Origin of the sequence: Cryobacterium ruanii (assembly GCF_004404055.1) — a bacterium.
GTDB classification, from domain to species: Bacteria; Actinomycetota; Actinomycetes; order Actinomycetales; family Microbacteriaceae; genus Cryobacterium; species Cryobacterium ruanii.
On record NZ_SOHK01000007.1, the window covers coordinates 397,870 to 416,029 of the forward strand.

19 protein-coding genes are annotated in these 18,160 nt (G+C 65.6%); 10 read left to right on the top strand and 9 right to left on the bottom strand.

The genetic code is table 11. From position 1 onward, the window contains the following. Positions 1-57 precede the first annotated feature (57 nt). From E3T47_RS05300 to dut, 3 genes are read right to left on the bottom strand one after another with little or no spacing between them, the layout of a single operon-like run. Positions 58-834, bottom strand: a complete 777-nt coding sequence (locus E3T47_RS05300) for a DUF3159 domain-containing protein (RefSeq protein ID WP_134554921.1) — start codon at positions 832-834, stop codon at positions 58-60. Positions 835-841: 7 nt separating this feature from the next. Continuing rightward, positions 842-1,432 carry a DUF3710 domain-containing protein gene (locus tag E3T47_RS05305; RefSeq protein ID WP_134555120.1) on the bottom strand — a complete coding sequence of 197 codons (591 nt, stop codon included), beginning with the start codon at positions 1,430-1,432 and terminating at the stop codon, positions 842-844. Positions 1,433-1,467: 35 nt separating this feature from the next. Beyond that, positions 1,468-1,965 (bottom strand): dUTP diphosphatase, encoded by a 498-nt coding sequence (gene dut / locus E3T47_RS05310; protein WP_134554923.1) that lies wholly within the window; start codon positions 1,963-1,965, stop codon positions 1,468-1,470. Positions 1,966-2,003: 38 nt separating this feature from the next. On the opposite strand from dut, the gene E3T47_RS05315 reads away from it, so the two are divergent. Beyond that, positions 2,004-2,456, top strand: a complete 453-nt coding sequence (locus E3T47_RS05315) for a DUF3093 domain-containing protein (protein WP_134554925.1) — start codon at positions 2,004-2,006, stop codon at positions 2,454-2,456. A 25-nt stretch (positions 2,457-2,481) separates the two neighbouring features. Here the strand turns inward: E3T47_RS05315 and E3T47_RS05320 are convergent, their stop codons facing one another. Next, positions 2,482-2,775 (bottom strand): DUF4193 domain-containing protein, encoded by a 294-nt coding sequence (locus E3T47_RS05320; protein WP_092112645.1) that lies wholly within the window; start codon positions 2,773-2,775, stop codon positions 2,482-2,484. A gap of 200 nt (positions 2,776-2,975) precedes the next feature. On the opposite strand from E3T47_RS05320, the gene sepH reads away from it, so the two are divergent. From sepH to E3T47_RS05335, 3 genes are read left to right on the top strand one after another with little or no spacing between them, the layout of a single operon-like run. Then, complete coding sequence (gene sepH / locus E3T47_RS05325; protein WP_134554927.1) at positions 2,976-4,160, top strand: septation protein SepH; 1,185 nt, start codon at positions 2,976-2,978, stop codon at positions 4,158-4,160. Between the two features lie 38 nt (positions 4,161-4,198). After that, entirely contained in the window at positions 4,199-4,912 is a 714-nt protein-coding gene (locus E3T47_RS05330) for a DNA glycosylase AlkZ-like family protein (protein ID WP_479684276.1), read from the top strand. Between the two features lie 26 nt (positions 4,913-4,938). Then, positions 4,939-5,982 carry an FUSC family protein gene (locus tag E3T47_RS05335; protein WP_134554931.1) on the top strand — a complete coding sequence of 348 codons (1,044 nt, stop codon included), beginning with the start codon at positions 4,939-4,941 and terminating at the stop codon, positions 5,980-5,982. Position 5,983: 1 nt separating this feature from the next. Here E3T47_RS05335 and E3T47_RS05340 read toward each other — a convergent pair whose 3' ends face one another. The 4 genes from E3T47_RS05340 to E3T47_RS05355 form a co-directional block, all read right to left on the bottom strand. Then, on the bottom strand, positions 5,984-6,730 hold the full coding sequence (locus E3T47_RS05340; protein ID WP_134554933.1) for an amino acid ABC transporter ATP-binding protein: 747 nt from the start codon (positions 6,728-6,730) through the stop codon (positions 5,984-5,986). Further along, entirely contained in the window at positions 6,727-8,190 is a 1,464-nt protein-coding gene (locus E3T47_RS05345) for an amino acid ABC transporter substrate-binding protein/permease (protein WP_134554935.1), read from the bottom strand. The genes E3T47_RS05340 and E3T47_RS05345 overlap by 4 nt, the downstream gene beginning before the upstream one ends. Before the next feature lie 369 nt (positions 8,191-8,559). Beyond that, the gene (locus E3T47_RS05350; protein ID WP_174844637.1) at positions 8,560-9,624 is read right to left on the bottom strand and encodes an NAD(P)H-dependent flavin oxidoreductase; all 1,065 of its coding nucleotides are present in this window, start codon (positions 9,622-9,624) and stop codon (positions 8,560-8,562) included. Between the two features lie 808 nt (positions 9,625-10,432). Beyond that, entirely contained in the window at positions 10,433-10,993 is a 561-nt protein-coding gene (locus tag E3T47_RS05355) for a YceI family protein (RefSeq protein ID WP_166805619.1), read from the bottom strand. A 194-nt stretch (positions 10,994-11,187) separates the two neighbouring features. Between E3T47_RS05355 and E3T47_RS05360 the strand changes: the two genes are divergently transcribed. The 5 genes from E3T47_RS05360 to E3T47_RS05380 all read left to right on the top strand — a co-directional run bounded on the left by E3T47_RS05360 (position 11,188) and on the right by E3T47_RS05380 (position 16,231). Continuing rightward, on the top strand, positions 11,188-11,988 hold the full coding sequence (locus E3T47_RS05360) for an oxygenase MpaB family protein (RefSeq protein ID WP_338419375.1): 801 nt from the start codon (positions 11,188-11,190) through the stop codon (positions 11,986-11,988). 10 nt (positions 11,989-11,998) lie between these two features. Then, positions 11,999-12,484, top strand: coding sequence for an Lrp/AsnC family transcriptional regulator (locus E3T47_RS05365; RefSeq protein ID WP_134554937.1), 486 nt, complete (start codon positions 11,999-12,001; stop codon positions 12,482-12,484). Between the two features lie 110 nt (positions 12,485-12,594). After that, entirely contained in the window at positions 12,595-13,737 is a 1,143-nt protein-coding gene (gene pdhA, locus E3T47_RS05370; RefSeq protein ID WP_134554939.1) for a pyruvate dehydrogenase (acetyl-transferring) E1 component subunit alpha, read from the top strand. Beyond that, complete coding sequence (locus E3T47_RS05375) at positions 13,734-14,753, top strand: alpha-ketoacid dehydrogenase subunit beta (RefSeq protein ID WP_134554940.1); 1,020 nt, start codon at positions 13,734-13,736, stop codon at positions 14,751-14,753. Before pdhA ends, E3T47_RS05375 begins: the two co-directional genes overlap by 4 nt. Continuing rightward, the gene (locus E3T47_RS05380; protein ID WP_134554942.1) at positions 14,753-16,231 is read left to right on the top strand and encodes a dihydrolipoamide acetyltransferase family protein; all 1,479 of its coding nucleotides are present in this window, start codon (positions 14,753-14,755) and stop codon (positions 16,229-16,231) included. The genes E3T47_RS05375 and E3T47_RS05380 overlap by 1 nt, the downstream gene beginning before the upstream one ends. A 106-nt stretch (positions 16,232-16,337) precedes the next feature. Here the strand turns inward: E3T47_RS05380 and E3T47_RS15795 are convergent, their stop codons facing one another. Further along, on the bottom strand, positions 16,338-16,493 hold the full coding sequence (locus E3T47_RS15795) for a hypothetical protein (RefSeq protein WP_166805620.1): 156 nt from the start codon (positions 16,491-16,493) through the stop codon (positions 16,338-16,340). A gap of 125 nt (positions 16,494-16,618) precedes the next feature. Between E3T47_RS15795 and E3T47_RS05385 the strand changes: the two genes are divergently transcribed. Next, positions 16,619-18,001 (top strand): DUF2079 domain-containing protein, encoded by a 1,383-nt coding sequence (locus E3T47_RS05385; RefSeq protein WP_134554944.1) that lies wholly within the window; start codon positions 16,619-16,621, stop codon positions 17,999-18,001. The last annotated feature ends 159 nt before the right edge of the window (positions 18,002-18,160 follow it).

Consider the following 18,160-nt stretch of genomic DNA (forward strand, 5'->3'; position numbering starts at 1 on the left):
ACTATCTTGACGTCGAGATAACTCTAGCAGTGCGCGCCGGAGCTGGCGACTCGACGGTCAGACCGCTTCGGCGGCATCCGCTTTGCGATAAACCGAGCGCACCATGAGCCACGAGACGACGAGCAGCGGGGCGTAGAGCGGGATACCCATGAGAAGTTTCATCGACGCAAGCAGCTCGACGTTGTCGGCGAGGTAGAGCGGCAACTGCACGGCGAGGCGCCCGAGAAAGAGGCCGGTCCAGCACAGCGTGAGAATGGTGAGCACGCGCCGCTTGCTGGCGTCGAGCTTCCAGGCAATGCCGTCGCCCATCAGGAAACCGACGGCCACGCCGATGAGGGGCCAGCGCACGAGCACCGACAGGAGCAGGGCGGCGCCGTAACCGGCGTTGGTCCAGAGACCAACGAGGAAGAAATCGGACGGTTTTCCAGAGAACAGGGCGAGGGCAACGCTGATCGCGGTGCCGACGAGGCCGCCGAGGGCCGGGGTCGTCGTCTGCCTGGTGATCGCGCGCAGGGCCACAAAGATCACACCGATCACGAGCGGGGCTACGAGCGATGGCAGCAACGTGCCGATCGGGTCACTCGTCACGTCGGTCGACGGGTCGATCGTGAGCGAGTAGGTGACCAGAAATACGAGGCCGGGCAGCACGGCTTCGACCAGGCCGCGGATGCCGCCCATCGCCGTCAGCAGTGCCTGGCCACTGATCGGCTCCCCTTCGGTCGCCGCACCGAACCCGGCGCGGCGAGCCGCCCCGGCCATCGAGTCGGCGAACAGGTCGGACGCCTTCGGCGGCACGGGGGCTGGTTCGTCCGGCTTCGGATTGGTGTCACTCATGGCCTGGTCAGACTGCGGTGGTCTCGGTCGCGCCGGCCGGGGTGGCCGGCATACGCAGCGGAATCAGGTCCCGCGGCGGCATCGGGGTCGATCCTCGTACGACCACGATGCTGCGGAACAGGTCTTCGATCTGGGCCGCGGCGTCGGGGTCGATGGCGCCCTCGCCGGCGATCACTCCGCGCAGAAACCACCGTGGACCGTCGACGCCGATGAAGCGGGCGAGGCGGGTGACGCCGCCGGCTTCCTGCCCGGCGGCGACGGGAATCTCAGCGACGAGTTCGGGGCCGAACGGGCCTTCCCGCGGGGTCGTGGTGCCACCCTGCTTGCCGATCTGGTCGGCTATCTGATCGCGAATCTCGTGCCACAGGCCGCTCGAACGCGGTGCGGCGAACGGCTGCACCTGCAGGGTCGAACCGGCGAAGTCCAGGCCGATGGCCACGACCCGCTTGCTGCCCTCTTCGATTTCGAGGCGCAGATGCAGTCCTTCGCGCGGGAGGATCTTGATGCCGCCGAGATCGACGTACGGACGCACCGGATTGGCCTCTGACTCGTCGAGCGGGCCCTCAATCTCGCGGTCGTCAGGCGCCGACTTGGGCATCGGTTCGGGGGTCTCCCCCGGGTTTGTGAGGTCACTCACTGCATGTCTCCTGTCTGCGGGGCGGTTCGGCCCGGCACTGGTGCGCTGTCTGTTGTCGAGGCTTGCACCCCGGTCGAACCGAAACCACCCTCGCCGCGCTGGCTGCCGGGCAACCTGTCGACGGCGATGAACGTGGCGCGGGCGACGGGCATCACGAGGAGTTGGGCGATGCGGTCGCCGACGGCGATCGTGAACGGCTCGGTCAGGTCGGTGTTCAGCAGGGCCACCTTGATTTCGCCGCGGTAGCCGGCATCCACTGTTCCGGGAGCGTTCACGATGGTGATGCCGTGCTTGACGGCGAGGCCGCTCCGCGGAACGACGAACGCCGCAAAACCGTCGGGGAGGGCGATCGACACGCCGGTACCGACAAGTGCACGGGTTCCCGGGGCAAGCACGAGCGCCTCGGCCGCGTGCAGGTCAGCCCCGGCATCGCCGGGGTGTGCGTAATTCGGGAGGATGGATGCCTGGATCAGGACTTCGACGCTTTCTGCCACGTGTCGAGGGTAGTGCAGATATCTGATCGAATAGAGCCATGCCTGATTACCGTGAAAAACTGTGGCCCAACGCCTGGGCCTTCATCGTCACCGCCCTGGTGATACCGGCGAGCATTCTTGTGCTTGTGCCCATCTCCCTGTTCGCCGGCATCGTCACGGCCGCCGTTCTCTACGGCGGCTGCGTGCTGCTGCTCGTGCTGGCGGCGCCGGTTGTGCGCGTGCGGAACGGCGAATTGATCGCCGGGCCCGCCACGATCTCCACCGGACTGCTCGGAGAAGCGACGGCTTTCGAGAAATCCGAAGCCACCCAGGAGCGCGGGCCCAGGCTGGACGCCCGGGCCTGGCTGCTCATTCGTGGCTGGGTCGACCCGGTCGTGCGCGTACCCATCATGGATGCGACCGACCCGGCGCCGTACTGGATAATCTCCAGCAGGCACCCAACACAGTTGGCCGCCGCGATCAATGAATCGCGAACGGCCAACGTGGGGTAATTCGGGTCGAGCTGAGTGCGTAGATCTAGGAGTCGCACTCCAGGCAAACTGTGCCGAGCTTGGTTTCGTGGCCCATCTGCGAGCGGTGCTTCACCAGGAAGCAATTCACGCAGGTGAACTCGTCGGCCTGCGCGGGCAGAACGACGACATCGAGGTCCAGGTCGGACAGGTCGGCGCCCGGAAGGTCGAACCCACCGGGGTTGTCGGAGTCGTCGACATCAACGCTGCCGGACATCTTGTCTGGCACGCGTTCCTTGAGGGCCTCGATCGACTCAGAGTCGTCTTCAGTCTTTCGGGGTGCGTCGTAATCGGTTGCCATGCCCATCCATTTCAGTTACGCCGATAAACGAAATCGGCGGGCACAGTTTCCAACAATCCGGACGGAATAGCAAACCGTCCGCCAACCTATTTATTCGGACACGAAGAAACAACTTGCGGCACGCCCGGCGTATTCCCGCAAAAAAGCATCAACTCATGGCAGTCTTGCAACCAACGGTAATCGCGAGAGGGCTTGTCTTCATGCAGGAATTGAAGGTTATTGGGGTTGAGAACGGAGCGCTGCTCGCAGCGTCCGAAGATGGCGACCGATATCGCATCGCCATCGACGAAGTTCTCCAGTCCCGGCTTCGCCAAACCCAGACAGAACGCACGAACGCCCCGAAGCTCTCCCCGCGGGAGGTTCAGGCGCACATTCGATCCGGCATGTCCGCAGAGGATGTCGCCGCGGTCACCGGTGCATCGCTCGAGTACGTGCGCCGCTTCGAGGGCCCAGTCGTGGCCGAGCGGGAATACATCGTGTCGTCGGCACTGAGCGTTCCTGTGCACACCGCCATAGACCCCGACCCGATCGACGAGAACGTCAATTTCGGCAGCGTCATTCGGGAGCGCCTCGCCTCACTTGGTGCGACGGGTGAACGCTGGGCGAGTTGGAAAGAGCCCGGGGGCGGCTGGATCGTGAAGTTGTCGTTCACCGCCGACGAGATCGATCATGACGCACGCTGGGGTTTCGAACCGAAAAAGAACTCTCTGTCGCCGATCGGCAGCGAAGCCGTAGCCCTGTCGCAGCAGGGTGAGCTCAAGGGTTCTCTGATACCGCGTCTGCGCGCGGTCGGCTCGGAGACGAGCACCGCCGACGTGTCGCGCTTCGACAGTAATGCCTTCAACTTCAAGGAATCCCTCGCCGACGAAATTCTGAACGACACCAGCCCGAACCTCGAAGCTGTTCCCTACTCCCGCTCGCTCAGCCGGGACGATGCGGTGTCGAAAGCGGCGATCAAGCGCGCCGCCGAGCCGGCCTCGAATATGAGTGAGACCGCCGACCTCCTGGAATCGCTGCGCCGCCGGCGCGGTGAACGCGAGGCAGCATCGAACGGAGATGCTGCGGCAGCCAAGCCGACGGCATCCGCTTCAGTGCAGCACCCCGCGCAACACCCCGTGCAACACCCCGTGCTGCCGGCTGCCCCACAACCGGCAGCAGCGCTGCGGCCGCGGCGAGCAGCTCCGACGGATTCAGCGGTCACCGATGCGTCCAGTGCGGCGCCGGCCACCACGCCGGAGCCCACCGGAAATGCCTGGGCAAATCAGGCTGCCCGGGCGCAGGAACGCACCAATCACGGACGCACGACGCCCAAGCGCGGTCGGGCATCGATGCCGAGCTGGGACGAGATCGTGTTCGGTGCCCGCACCGACGACGACCTCGGCTAGCGGGCCAGCCAAGCGTAGCGACGCTGCGGGCGGCCGGCCTGTCGACCGAGGGGCAGCGTGGCTACCACACGATCGCCCACCTCGCCCTGACCGGCACCCTGTGCTGGGGCCGGCAGGTCGGCACTCAGCAGGGCCTGGTGTTGGTCGATAAATGGGTGCTGAACCCGCGCCGGCTCGAGCGCGACGACGCGCTCGGCGAGTTCGTGTACCGCTATTTTCGCGGCCACGGGCCAGCGACACTGGTCGATTTCGCCTGGTGGTCGCAGCTCACGGTCGCCGACGCGAAAATCGGGCTGGCCGTGGCCCGAAGCAGGCTCACCGAGGTGCGGGTCGATTGTGCGGCGTATTTCCTGGCCGCCGAAACAGCGGATGCCGCCCTGGTACCGACGAGGCCGCGCCAACGCACGCCCGTTCTCGCGCTGCCCGGGTTTGACGAGTACCTGCTTGGGTATCGCGATCGAAGCTTCGTGATCTCCGGCGTGGATATCGTGCGGGTCGCACCCGGGCTGAACGGCATATTCCTGCCCCTCGTGGTCACGAACGGCCGCATCGTCGGCACCTGGCGCAAGAAGACCACGGCGTCGGGAGTCACCGACGAGGCCGCACTGTTCGAAGACCCCACAACGGCGGCAGCCCGGACGCGAGCCGGGAAAGCCCGGCGCGGCTTCGATCGGGCCGTGCAGGACTACGCCCGGTTTGTCGGCGTGCCGTATCGACAGACGGAGAAACCGGCCGCGCCGGCATCCGTTTGACCCCCAGCGCGGGTTAGCCTTGACCAGTGATCCTAACCTCGGCCCTGCGCATCTCCACACGACTTCCGGTGCTGCACGTCGTCAAAATGGCCGTTGCCGTGGCCCTGGCCTGGCTGGCCTCACAGTTGCTGCTGCCGAGTGAGCTGCCGATCTTCGCCGCGATCGCCGCCCTGCTCGTCGTGCAGCCCAGCGTAAACCAGACCCTCGGGCGCGCGATCGAACGCACCGCGGGGGTCATCGGGGGTGTCCTTATTGCCTCGACGATCGGATTCTTCCTCGGCCAGTCCAGCTGGGTGGTGCTCGGCACGATCGTGGTGAGCATCCTCGTGGCGTGGGCGCTGCGCCTGTCCCCGGTGTCGGCGAGCCAGATTCCGATCAGCGCCATGCTCGTGCTCGCCCTCGGAGCCACGACGCCCGGGTACGCTCTCGACCGCATCTTCGAGACGTTCATCGGCGCGGGGATCGCCCTGGTCATCAACGCGCTCATCGTTCCCCCAGTGCTGATCGCGCCGGCGCGGGACGCAGTGGGCTTGCTGGCGCGTGAGTTGGCCGACACCTTCGACCGCATCGCACGGGCGCTGCGCACCCCGCAGAGCCCGATCGACCTGATGGAGCTCATGATCAAAGCCCGCCTGCTGCGCCCCATGCTCGCGTCGGTGGAGAAGGCCATCGTGCAGGCGGAGGAGAGCCTCATGCTCAACCCGCGCAAGGCCCGACTGCGCATGGCACTCGACGCCGACCACGACATGATCGAACGGCTGCCGACGCTCGTCACCCGCGCCATCGGCATGACCCGGGCCCTGCACGACCACTATGACGTGTCCCTGCAGTACGAGCCGAGCGTGCAGGCCTTCTCCCGGGAACTCGCCCGGGCCGCCCACGACCTGGCACTGCTGGCCCGCGAGGCGGGCGACCCCACGGTCGTCCCTGAGCCACCGGCCGCCGACGTATTAGCCCTGACCGCGCCGCTGCGCATCGTTACGCCGCACCCGGACCACTGGATTTTGATCGGCTCCCTCATGGAAGACCTGCGCCGGGTGCGCGAGGAAATCGTGGGCGACCGCGCCTGAGCTAGAGCACCTTGGAGAGGAAGTCCTGGGTGCGTTCCTGCTGTGGGTTGCCAAACAGCTCGGCCGGGGTGCCCTCTTCGACGATGAGCCCGTCGGCCATGAAGATGACCCGGTCGGCGACCTCGCGAGCGAAACCCATCTCGTGGGTGACGACGACCATGGTCATGCCATCGGCAGCGAGATCGCGAATGACCTGCAGCACTTCGCCGACCATCTCCGGATCGAGGGCGCTCGTGGCCTCGTCGAATAGCATGATGTCGGGGTTCACCGCCAGCGACCGGGCGATGGCGACGCGCTGCTTCTGACCGCCGGAGAGCTGGGCGGGGCGGGCATCCGCTTTGTCGGCGAGGCCCACCCGGTCGAGCAGTTTGACGGCGGTGGCGCGGGCATCCGCCTTGGATTCCTTCTTCAACTCAACCGGAGCCAACATGATGTTCTGCAACACCGTCATGTGCGGAAACAGGTTGAAGTGCTGAAAAACCATGCCGATGTGCTGCCGCACCTCGTTGAGGTCGACGGTCTTGTCGCCGAGGTTGAAGCCGTCGACGATGACCGTGCCGGCGCTGAGCTCGTCGAGCTTGTTCAGGCAGCGCAGAAAGGTGGACTTGCCTGAGCCGGACGGGCCGATGACACAGACGACCTCGCCCTCCATGATCTCGACATTGAGGCCTTTGAGTACCTCGTTGGAGCCGAACGACTTGCGTAACCCCTTGACGCTGACTTTACTGTCGACACTGGTCTTGCTCATTTGTTGAACCTCTTGTCAAGCTTGTTGGAGAGCATGGTGAGCAGGTTGATGACGATGAAGTACAGCGCGGCAACTATCAGCAGGGTCTCACCGGTGCGAAAGTTCGAGGCGTAAATCTGCTGGCCCTGATAGGTGAGCTCGGCGAAGCCGATCACGGCCAGCAGTGACGTGTCTTTCAGGGTCATCACAAATTGGTTGATGAACGATGGCGTCATGATTTTCACGGCCTGCGGCAGAACCACGCGGCGCATGGTCGTGGCGTAACCGAGGCCGAGGCTGCGGCCGGCCTCGGTCTGGCCCGGGTCGACCGACTGAATACCACCGCGCACGATCTCGGTCATGTAGGCACCGGCGTTGAGGCTCAGGGTGAGTACACCCGCAGTGAGCACGTCGATCGACTGCCCGGTGAGTTGTGGCAGCCCGAAGTAGAAGAAAAAGGCTTGCACGAGCAGCGGAGTTCCGCGAAAAATGCTGACGTAGGCGCTGGCTATGCCGCGCAGCACGCGGCTCTCGGAGACCTTGAAGAAGCCGAACATCACGCCGAGTACCAGGGCGATGAGAATCGACAGCCCGGTCGCCAGCAGAGTTAGGCCGAGACCCTTCATGAGCGCCGGCAGGCTGTCGCTCAGCAGGCCGAAGAAGCTCGTATCGTTGGACGTCGCTGGGGCATCGAGGTATTTGTCGAGAATGTCCTGGTATTCGCCGCCGCTCTTCAGCTCGGCCAGGCCAGTGTTGAACGCGGCGAGCAGTTCGGGGTTCTGGCCCTTGTTGACAGCGAAACCGTAGGAGCTGCCCTGTTCCTTCTCCGTCACGGACTTGAGGCCGTTGTTCTGGTTTATGCCGTAGGCGAGAACCGGATAGTCGTCGAAGACCGCGACGGAGTTGCCGGCCTTGACGTCGTCGTACATCGTGGCCGAATCGGCGAGGGCCTTGACGGTGAAGTGGTATTCGTCCTTGATCGAGTTGGCGAAGGTCTCTCCCTCACTGCCCCGTTTGGCGACGACGGTTTCGCCGTCCAGGTCGGAGTATCCGGTGATTTCGGTGTTGTCTTCGGCGACGGCCATCTGCACGCCGGAGTCGAAGTACGGGTCGGAGAAGTCGAAGATGAGCTCACGCTCATCGGTGATCGACATGCCGGCGATGACGCCGTCAACCTGGTTGGACTGCAGGGCTTGCAGCGCCGCGTCGAAGCCGAGGGACTTGATCTCCACGGAGAAACCCTGGTTCTCGGCTATATCGCGAATAAGGTCCATGTCGATGCCAGTCAGTTCACCGTCTTCGCGATACTCAAACGGCGCAAAGGTGGTGTCGGTGCCGATGACGTACGTTTCGCCGGTGACAGCGGCGCTGGGCTGCCTGGCTGCTGCGGCATTGACGCCGACAAAGCCTCCGGCGAGGGCCAGCAGCGCCGTGACGGCGACCGTGAATTTGCCCGCCCGGAACGTAACTATATTGCGCAAAAGAGAACCATTTCTTGTCGTGCGATCTGACCGGCTAGCCGGCCAGCGGGATGTTTCACGCCCATCGACGCTGGTCTACCGGAGAACGGATGCTGCACACCCTGTCGAAAGAGCCTACCTTGGGGTGCGCGCCCCGGTTGTGACACGGCAGACCCGATAGACACGCATGGCACCCATCGACAGCGATGTCCGCAATTTCATCGAAACGGTCGCTAGCCCGACGCGGCGACGTGACGCAGTCAAGCTCCTGCAGATCATGGCGCGGGTCACGGGAGAAGAACCGCGCATGTGGCGACCCTCGATCATCGGCTGCGGAGAATACCAGCACCAAGACGCGAGCGGTGTGCCCGACGACTCCGATACGGCTCGTTACGAGACGACGGCGGCGTGCGTGTCGGCCCAGAGGGCATTGAGCACGGTCGCGACCGGCCCCGAGCGCGCTTCTCGGAAGCCCGTGCCAGCCCACAGGGCCAGCGCGTCTGCATCGCCGCGGCGGGCGGCATCCGCTCGCAGCCCCTTGGTGAGGTGATGCACCTGCGGATACTCGTGGGGCACGCTGGCATCGTGGGCGGTGATGAAGGCGTTCCGCAGGCTGCGGGCCGGGCGGCCCGAGAAAGCCCGGGTGATAACCGTCTCGGTGAAGCGGGGGTCGACGAGGGCGCCTTGGTGGGCCGGGTTCGCGCCCGACTCGTCGGTGCGCAGCAGGGCAGTGCCAAGCTGTACGGCGTCGGTTCCGGCGGCGAGTAAGGAGGCGATCTGTCCGCCAGAGTGGATTCCGCCCGCCGCGATCAGCGGAAGCGTCACCGTCTCGCGAATCGCGATCAACAACTCACCCAGTGCCAGGGTGCCCGGCTCGCCCGTCGAGTTGAAGGTCGCGCGGTGCCCACCGGCTTCTGGCCCTTGCACGCAGAGCGCGTCCACGCCACGGTCGACCGCGGCCAATGCTTCGGGCACGGAGGTGACAGTGGCGATCAGGAACAACCCAGCGGCGTGCATACGCTGCACAGCGTCGTCCGAAGGCAGACCGAAGGTGAACGAGACCACCGGCACCCGGTGGTCGATGACGACGGCGACCTTCTCGACGAACCAGTCGTCGTCTGTTTCGTCGATCTCGCCGAACTCTGCGGCGGGGAACTCGCTGGCCAGCGTGCCGGCGTAGGTCTCGACTGCGGCGCGGTCGGTCAGGGCTGGCTGCGGAATAAACAGGTTGACGCCGAACGCGCGCTGGGTACGCCGCTGCACTTCGACGATCTGCTCGACCAAAGTTTGCGGAGACTTGTAACCGCCCGCCAAAAAACCCAGCCCTCCCGAATCACACACGGCTACCGCGAGGTTTGGCGTCGACGCACCGCCAGCCATCGGTGCCGCGATCATCGGAATGTCGAGGTCAGATAGGGAAAAGATAAGGACTCCTCGCGCCGATAATACGGTCATCTAATCGTTGTAGTCACGCTCTAATGGAGTGATTCTGCCCATTTGTGCGGTGAATCCTCACGGGTACCTCGGCCAGGCCAACGCCCTGTGCCGCCCCGCAATCGGTCACCCCACCACCTTAGGCGCTCGTCTTCACCGTCGTCAGGTAGCCAGCCTGGGTGGCTGTCACTGTGACCGTCATTCGATCGGTTCGGTTCGCCCCGGTGAGCACATAAGCCGCACTTGTCGCTCCCGACACGGATATTGCGCCGCGGAACCACTAGGAAAGCCAGGGCCGCATCGGGAGTCCACGAGCCGGGCACCGCGACCAGCTGCTGACCGACTCGTGCCACACCGCTAGTGGTCGGAGTCGGACCGATCAATTTGCCCGGCCCGACCAGTAGAGGTGCAACGCTAGTTTTGCTGACCGTGGCGTTGCCGACTTTCGTACCGGTTACCGTGACCGTGATCGTTGCGCCCAGGTGCGCCGCAGTCAGCACGTACGCGGGTGTGGACGCCGACGCGATCGGTGCAACGGTCGGGCCGAGGAAATGCCGTAGAGGAATGACCCGGCGCCTACGAAACGTCGTTCGGCTCCCCGCACCCGATGTGCCCCTGTGGGACTACTTCGCCGCGACAAAGGCCCACCCCCGGGTCGAAACCTAGGCGCCGAACTATCAGGATCCCGGTCGTACCGACCCGGACTGCTCCGAGCTGCGCCGACGCCTTACAGAGTCGATGCTCCTCATCCCGGTCACGGACCTTGAACAAGAGCAGGGCCCCACCGAAGTGGGGCCCTGCTCGTCAAGCCATGAAAGCGAACTGCGGGTTACGCGTTGAGCGCGGCCTGCAGTTCAAGGGTGATGGTGACCTTGTCGCCGAGCAGCATGCCGCCGGTTTCGAGGGCGGCGTTGTAGGTGAGGCCGAAGTCTTCGCGGTTGACCTCGGTCTTGGCCGTGGCACCGAACTTGTAGTTGCCGTAGGGGTCCTGGCCGAAGCCGCCGAATTCGAATTCGAAGGTGGCCGGCTTGGTGACGCCCTTGATGGTGATGTTGCCGTCGACGAGGTACTCGCCCTTGACTTCACGCGCACCGGTCGACGCGAAGTCGATTGTCGGGTAGGTCTCGGCGTCGAAGAAATCTCCGGTGCGAAGGTGACCGTCGCGGTTAGGCTCGTTGGTGTTGATCGAGACAACCTTGGCGGAGGCGGTGACAGACGTCTCGAGCGGGTTTTCGCCGGTCACGAAGGTGGCGTCGAAGTCTTCAAAAGTGCCCTTGACCTTGCTGATGACGATGTGACGAATGCTGAAGCTCACGGAACTGTGGGTCTTGTCGATGGTCCAGGTTCCGGCCTTGTAGCCCGGGATGCTCGTTGCGATGGTCTCGCTCATAGAAATACTCCTCAAGTGTGTGGGCCCAGGAATTGACGCCCTCGGATACATGCAAGCGCATAGAAGACCGTCGTATTCCCCAAAAACCCAATATTCATGTGCCCCTGTTCGGGCGTCGGGCCGCGGCCTAAACCCAGCCCAACCGAATAAGCTCAGATTGTCACGGAGTTCTGCATGTTCATTGGGAGGTAGCTGTGAGCGGATCCGGTTCGCGTGCACGCATGCAGGGGGTCGCGGGCGAGGGAATCCTCATCGCAGCCGGGGGTCGCGCTATCCTGCTTCAGCTGGCCAATCCGGCCATCGGACACGGCGTCGCCGACCACAGCCATTTCGCCGACAGGCCGCTCGACCGGCTGGACGGCACGCTCAGCTACGTCTACGCGACCGTGTTCGGGAACGCAGACCTGGCCGCCCGGATGGCCGCCCGCGTCAATCACGCACACGGTCCGGTGCATTCGGCCGGTACAACCCCCGAATACAACGCCTTCACCCCCGAACTGCAACTCTGGGTCGCCGCCACGCTCTACGAATCGGCCACCCACCTGCACGGACTGCTCTACGGCCCGCTCGACGACGAAACGGCCGATGCGGTCTACCGCGAGTATTCCCGCCTGGGCACGTCGCTGCAGGTTCCGCCGGAACTCTGGCCGGCCGACCGCAGCGCCTTTCGCCATTATTGGGACGAACAGCTCGCCCTTCTTCGAACGGATGCCGCTACTCGCGCCGTAGCGCACGACCTGCTGCACTCACGGACCGCACCGCTCTGGTATCGCGCCGCCCTGCCCCTGGCCCGCCTGATGACCGCCGGCCTGCTACCCCCACACGTTCGGGTGCTGTTCGACCTCCCCTGGTCGACGCTGCGCCAGCGGCGCTTCAACCGGGTGATGAGCGCCATCCGTTTGATCTATCCGCGCCTGCCGCGCCTGATCCGACACTGGCCCAAGAATCATTACCTGCGCGCCCTGAACGCTGCTGCCCCCGCGCCGGTAGTGTGAGAGTCCAATGATGCAGCCGCAGACTCCCCATCCCGGGCTCGACAGCACGGACCGCCAGATCATCGCCGAGCTCAGCCGCGATGGGCGGCTCTCGATGCGCCAACTGGCCCTGCAGGTGCATATCTCCCGCACCGCCGCCCATACCCGGGTGCAGAAACTGATCAGCCACGGCGTGATCACCGGCTTCGGCGCCCAGACCGACCATAAGGCTCTCGGGCTCAACGTGTCTGCGCTCGTCGTCGTGAAGATCGGCGATGTGGCCTGGGGCGAGATCGCCGCGCAGCTGGCCGAACTCCCCTTCGTCGAGAAGGCCCAGGCCGTCAGCGGTGACATCGACATCATCCTCACGGTGAGCGCCCCCGACCACGAACAGCTCAGCCAGGCCATTCTGCGCGATATCCACACCATGCCCGGGGTAATCTCGACCCGCTCGCACCTCATTCTCGACGAGATCAGCGGGCACGCACCCGGCGCCACCCCGGACGCCTGGCACTGACAGGCCATTCAAACCGGCTGTTTGGCCGCCGTCTGGCAACGGATCGGCCAATCGTTCACAACTGCGAAAAAGCGCGACGCGCGGCCTGAAAAGGGGCGCACCATTGCGTCATGAGCCTCAATGTCGAGAGCACGCCGCTGACCGCCGTGCTGGCACCCCCACCCCTGCGTTTGATCGACGACACCGGTCACGCGGTTGCCGAAAGCGAGGGCGGCGGCTTCACCATGCCGGCCGTGGATACGCTCCTCGACCTCTACCGCCAGATGTTTCTAGCCCGCCGGTTCGACGTGCAGGTCACCGCCCTCACCCGGCAGGGCCGCCTTGCCACCTACCCCTCCGCCCTCGGCCAGGAAGCCTGCGAGATCGCCGCCGTCGCTGCGCTCTCCCCGCAGGATTGGCTGTTTCCGACCTACCGCGACAGCATCGCGTTGCTGACCCGGGGCGTCGAGCCGAAGGATATCCTCGCCTCGTTCCGCGGCGACTGGCACAGCGGCTACGACTATCCCAAGCACCGCATCGCCCCGCAGGCCACGCCGCTCGCCACCCAGGCGCTTCACGCCGTGGGACTGGCCACAGCGTCGAAGCTTAAACGCGACGACACCGTGGCCCTCACTCTGCTCGGCGACGGCGCCACGAGCGAGGGCGACGCCCACGAGGCGTTCAACTTCGCGGCGGTGTGGCAGGCTCCCGTGGTCTTCGTGGTGCAGAACAACCAGTTTGCGATCAGTGTTCCGCTCGACAAACAGATGGCCTGCCGCACGATCGCCGACAAGGCGATCGGTTACGGCATGCCCGGCTACTACGTCGACGGCAACGACGTCGCCGCCATGTACGCCGTCATCTCCGCAGCCATGGATCGCGCCCGCAGCGGCGGCGGCCCCACCCTGATCGAGGGGCTCACCTACCGCATCGAAGCCCACACCAACTCGGATGACCCCACTCGCTACCGCAAGACCGCCGACGTCGACCTGTGGCGTAGCCGCGACCCCATCGAGCGCCTGGAGACGTATCTCGTGGCGCAGGGTGCCCTCTCCGACGAGATGCGCGCGTCCATCGCGGCTGCGGCCGAGAAACTCGCGGCGACCACCCGAGACTGCATGACCGAGCAGGCGGTCATCGATCCGCTCGAGCTGTTCGAGCACGTCTACGCCACCCCCCGAACCGCCCTGGCCGAGCAACGCGCCTTCCTGGCGGCCGAACTCGACGTCGACGCCGCGGCATCCGCTGGTGAGAGCGAAGGGAGCACCCGATGACCCGGCAGCAGACCCACGCGACCGACATCGTCGTGCGCGCGCCAGAAAGCCTCACGATCGCCGCCGCGCTCAACGCGGCCATCCGCGACGCGATGGTCGATGACCCGACCGTGGTTCTGTTCGGCGAAGACGTCGGACCGCTCGGCGGTGTGTTTCGCGTCACCGACGGGCTCTACGCCGAATTCGGCGAAACCCGGGTGAGCGACTCGCCGCTGGCCGAGGCGGGCATTGTGGGTACCGCGATCGGCATGGCCATGTACGGCCTGCGCCCGGTGGTCGAGATGCAGTTTGATGCGTTCAGTTACCCGGCATTCCAGCAGATCGTGTCCCATGTGGCGAAGATGCGCAACCGCACGCGCGGCAAGATCCCGCTGCCGATCGTCATTCGTATTCCCTACGCTGGCGACATCGGCGGGGTCGAACACCACTCCGATTCCTCCGAGGCCTACTGGACGGCGACGCCCGGACTGACCGTGGTAAGCCCGTCGAACCCGGCCGACGCCTATTCGATGCTGCGCGAGGCGATCGCGAGCGACGATCCGGTCATTTTCATGGAGCCCAAGAGCCGGTACTGGAGCAAGGCAGCCCTCACACTGCCGGTGCAGACCGAGCCACTCAATCGCGCTGTCGTGCTGCGGGACGGCACCGATGTCACGCTCATCGCCTACGGGCCGACCGTGAAGACCGCACTCTCCACGGCGGACCGGGCCACGGTCGAAGGACTCTCGATCGAGGTCGTCGACCTGCGTTCGCTCTCGCCGTTCGATGACGAGACGGTGGGGGCATCCGTTCGAAAGACCGGCCGGGCCGCGATCGTGCACGAGGCCGCCCAGTTCGGCGGCTACGGCGCCGAGGTCGCCGCCCGCCTCACCGAACGCAACTTCTTCTACCTGGCCGCACCCATCCTCCGCATCACCGGCTTCGACATTCCGTACCCGTCGCCCAAACTCGAGGAGTACTTCCTGCCGACCCCCGACCGCATTCTCACCGCGCTCGCCACCTGGGAGTGGTCCTGATGAGCCACGAATTTCTGCTGCCGGACCTCGGTGAAGGCCTGACCGAGGCCGAGATCGTGGCATGGCTGGTCGCTCCCGGTGACACGATCGCCATCGACCAGGCCGTGGTCGAGGTCGAATCGGCCAAGTCCATCGTGGAGTTGCCCTCGCCGTACGGTGGGGTCGTGGCGAGCCTGTTCGGTGAGCCCGGCCAGGTCATCCACGCCGGGCAGGTTCTGTTGACAGTGACCGATGCCGGATCAGAGGTCGCGCCCGCCGCTACGGACGTTCCGGTCGCCGCCGCGACCGCCGCCGCCCCGACTACCGCCGTCCCGACCGAAGGTTCCGGCGCCGTTCTCGTGGGCTACGGCACCACCGAGAGCACTCGACCGGAGCGCAAGGTGGCCGCCGGGCGGTTCGGCGGCGCGGGCGCTGGTGCTCCCGTCCAGCAAGCGGATGCGCCGGTTCGGCCAGCCTCTGTTCCAGTCAACCACCCCGCCGAGCCGGCGGCATCCGGTTCGAGGATCAGTCTCGACCCTGCCCGCCGCTCCCCCGTCGTGTCGCCGATCGTGCGTCGACTCGCGCGCGACAACGGCTTTGACGCGAGCACGCTGGTCGGCAGCGGCCTAAACGACCTGGTGCTGCGCAGCGACGTCGAGGGGCACATCCGTGCGCTGACCAGCTCAGCGCCAGTAGCCGCACCGCCGACCGCACCGCCGACCGCACTGCCGACCGCACTGCCGACCGCGACGACCGCCACGCCACCGGCCAGCACAGCGCCGGCTGCCAGGCAACCCGCCGACGTGAGCGCCGACATCCGCATTCCCATGACCGGGCTGCGCAAGGTCGTCTCCCAGCGGTTGATGACATCGCGGCGGGAGATTCCCGAGGCCACGATCTGGCTCGATGTCGACGCGACCGCGCTGTTCGCGGCCCGCGACCAGTTGTTGCGCACGACCGGCGAGCAGTTCGGCGTGACGGCCCTGATCGCGCGCTTCGTGGTGGCCGGTTTGCGGCTGTACCCGGTGCTCAACTCCTCAGTTGATACCGCGAGCCAGGAGATTCTGCAGCACGGGGCCGTAAACCTCGGCATTGCCGCGCAAACCTCGCGCGGTCTGATGGTGCCCGTCATCCACGGCGCGCACACGATGAGCACTCGCCAATTGCGTGATGCCCTCGCGGCCCTGGTGGCGCAGTCCCCCGACGGAACGTTCGCGCCGAGCGTGCTCACCGGCGGAACCTTCACCCTGAACAACTTCGGATCGCTCGGCGTCGACGGTTCGGCAGCGATCATCAACCACCCGGAGGTAGCGATCCTCGGCATCGGACGCATGATCGAACGGCCCTGGGTGGTCGATCACGAACTCGCGGTGCGCACCGTCGTGGAGCTGTCGATGGTGTTTGATCACCGCGTCTGCGACGGCGGAACCGCCGCCGGGTTCCTCACCTATGTGGCCCGCTGCATTGAAAACCCGGTCACCCTCCTGGCCGACCTCTAAGAGGCAGCGCAGAAAGCAAAACACCCTCGCCCTGGGCGGGATAGGAGGGTATTCAGCCCTCGCTGACATGGTTCGTGAAGATGATGGGACTGGTTGTGAGGTGCCGTCAGACGCCAGCGGCGGCGCCCGAGCCGACGCGCACACTGGTGTGGTCGCATCCGGAGCATTTGAGCAGGTAGACGGGAAGCGAGTTGCGCTCGGCGTGGGCCGGATTAGGGGTGAGTCGGGCTTGCGAACGGCAGAACGGGCAAGTGAGTGTCATGGGATCTCCGAGCGTGCAATTGTCAGTGGCATATATGTAGAGTGCACCGCTGCCAGTCGGCGAAACAGGGCCAAAGGTCCTGTACTGCTGCAGGATGAAGGCACCCCGTGCGTTAGCGTGGTCGCATGTGGGGATATGGCGGCGGGCAGCTACGGCCTCTCCTGCTGCCGGCCGGGGTCGGACTCCTCACGACCACTCTGTACACCGTTTTCTCTGCGCTGCAGTGGCGCAGTTTCGCCGCACCCTCGTGGGACCTCGGCATCTTCACCCAGCTCGCCCGGCAGTACGCGGCGCTCGAGGCGCCGATCGTCACGATCAAGGGCGAGGGGTTCAACCTGCTCGGTGACCACTTTCATCCGCTTCTGGTGGTGCTCGGGCCGGTTTTCATGGGGTTTCCGCACGCTTTCACCCTGCTCTCGGTACAGAACGCACTGTTCGGGCTCGCCGCGGCGGCCCTGACCTACGGTGCCATTCGGCTGCTCGGCCCGCTCACCGGCACGCTGTTCGGGCTTGCGTTCGCGTTCAGTTGGGGACTGCAGGGCGCGGTGGAGGCGCAGTTCCATGAGATCGCCTTCGCCGTGCCGCTGCTGGCTCTGTCGCTGACCGCTTTTCTGCTGCGCAAGTGGGTGGCCTGCCTGCTGTGGGCGATACCGCTCGTGTTCGTGAAGGAAGACCTCGGACTCACGGTGGCCGCCCTCGGCATCGTGCTGGCCGTGCGCAGCCGGCAGCCGCTCGGAGTGTGGCTGGCCGTCTGGGGCGTCGGCTGGTTCGCGCTGGCCAGCCTGATGATTCTGCCGCTGCTCAACCCGAACGGGGCCTGGGCCTATTCGAGCAGTATCGACCTTCTGGGTATTCTCACTGACCCGGTCGCGCTGCTGAAGCCGCAGAAGGGCATGACGCTGGCCCTGCTCCTCGTCGCCACCGGCGTCATCGCGGTGCGGTCGCCGCTCGCGCTCGTGCTGCTGCCGACGCTGGCCTGGCGGTTCCTGTCCGACAATTCCGGCTATTGGGGTCCCACCTGGCAGTACAGCGCCGTGCTCATGCCAATCGCTTTCGCCGCAGCCCTCGACGGCATCGCTCTCGTGCGCAGCAGTCAGCGGCGCTGGCTTCGCGACTACGGGCGGCAGGCGGCATCCGGTTCGATTGTCGCCGCGCTCGTGCTCGCCACGACGCTGCCGCTGTTCAAGCTGACGGATGTCCCGGCCAATTTTTCGACGGATCGCGCCGCTGCGGCGACCGCCGCCCTCGGGGTTGTGCCGGATGGTGCTTTAGTCGAGTCGGATATCGGGCTCATGAATTATCTCGTGGAACGAACGGATGTTTACTGGCTCGGCAACCAGAATCCACTCCCGGACTATCTGGTGATCGACCTAATGGCCGGCGGCCTGCCCAGCGAGTGGACCTCGGCCACGATCGTGGCGGAGGCGCTGCATCCCGGAGCCTCGTTCACGACGATCTACGCCGCCGGCGGCTACGAGGTGACTCGTCTGACCTCCTCGACTCGCTGACCCATTGCCCGTGCGTTCCAGGCCCGGAACGTGGGCCCATGATAGAAACCAGGCCCGCCTTCGTCAGGGGGGTCAGGGGGTCGCCGATTAGGACTCGTCGGTGGCTGGCTGTTCGACCTCGGTTGTCGGCGCTCGCGCAACCACTGGCTCCGCCTCGAC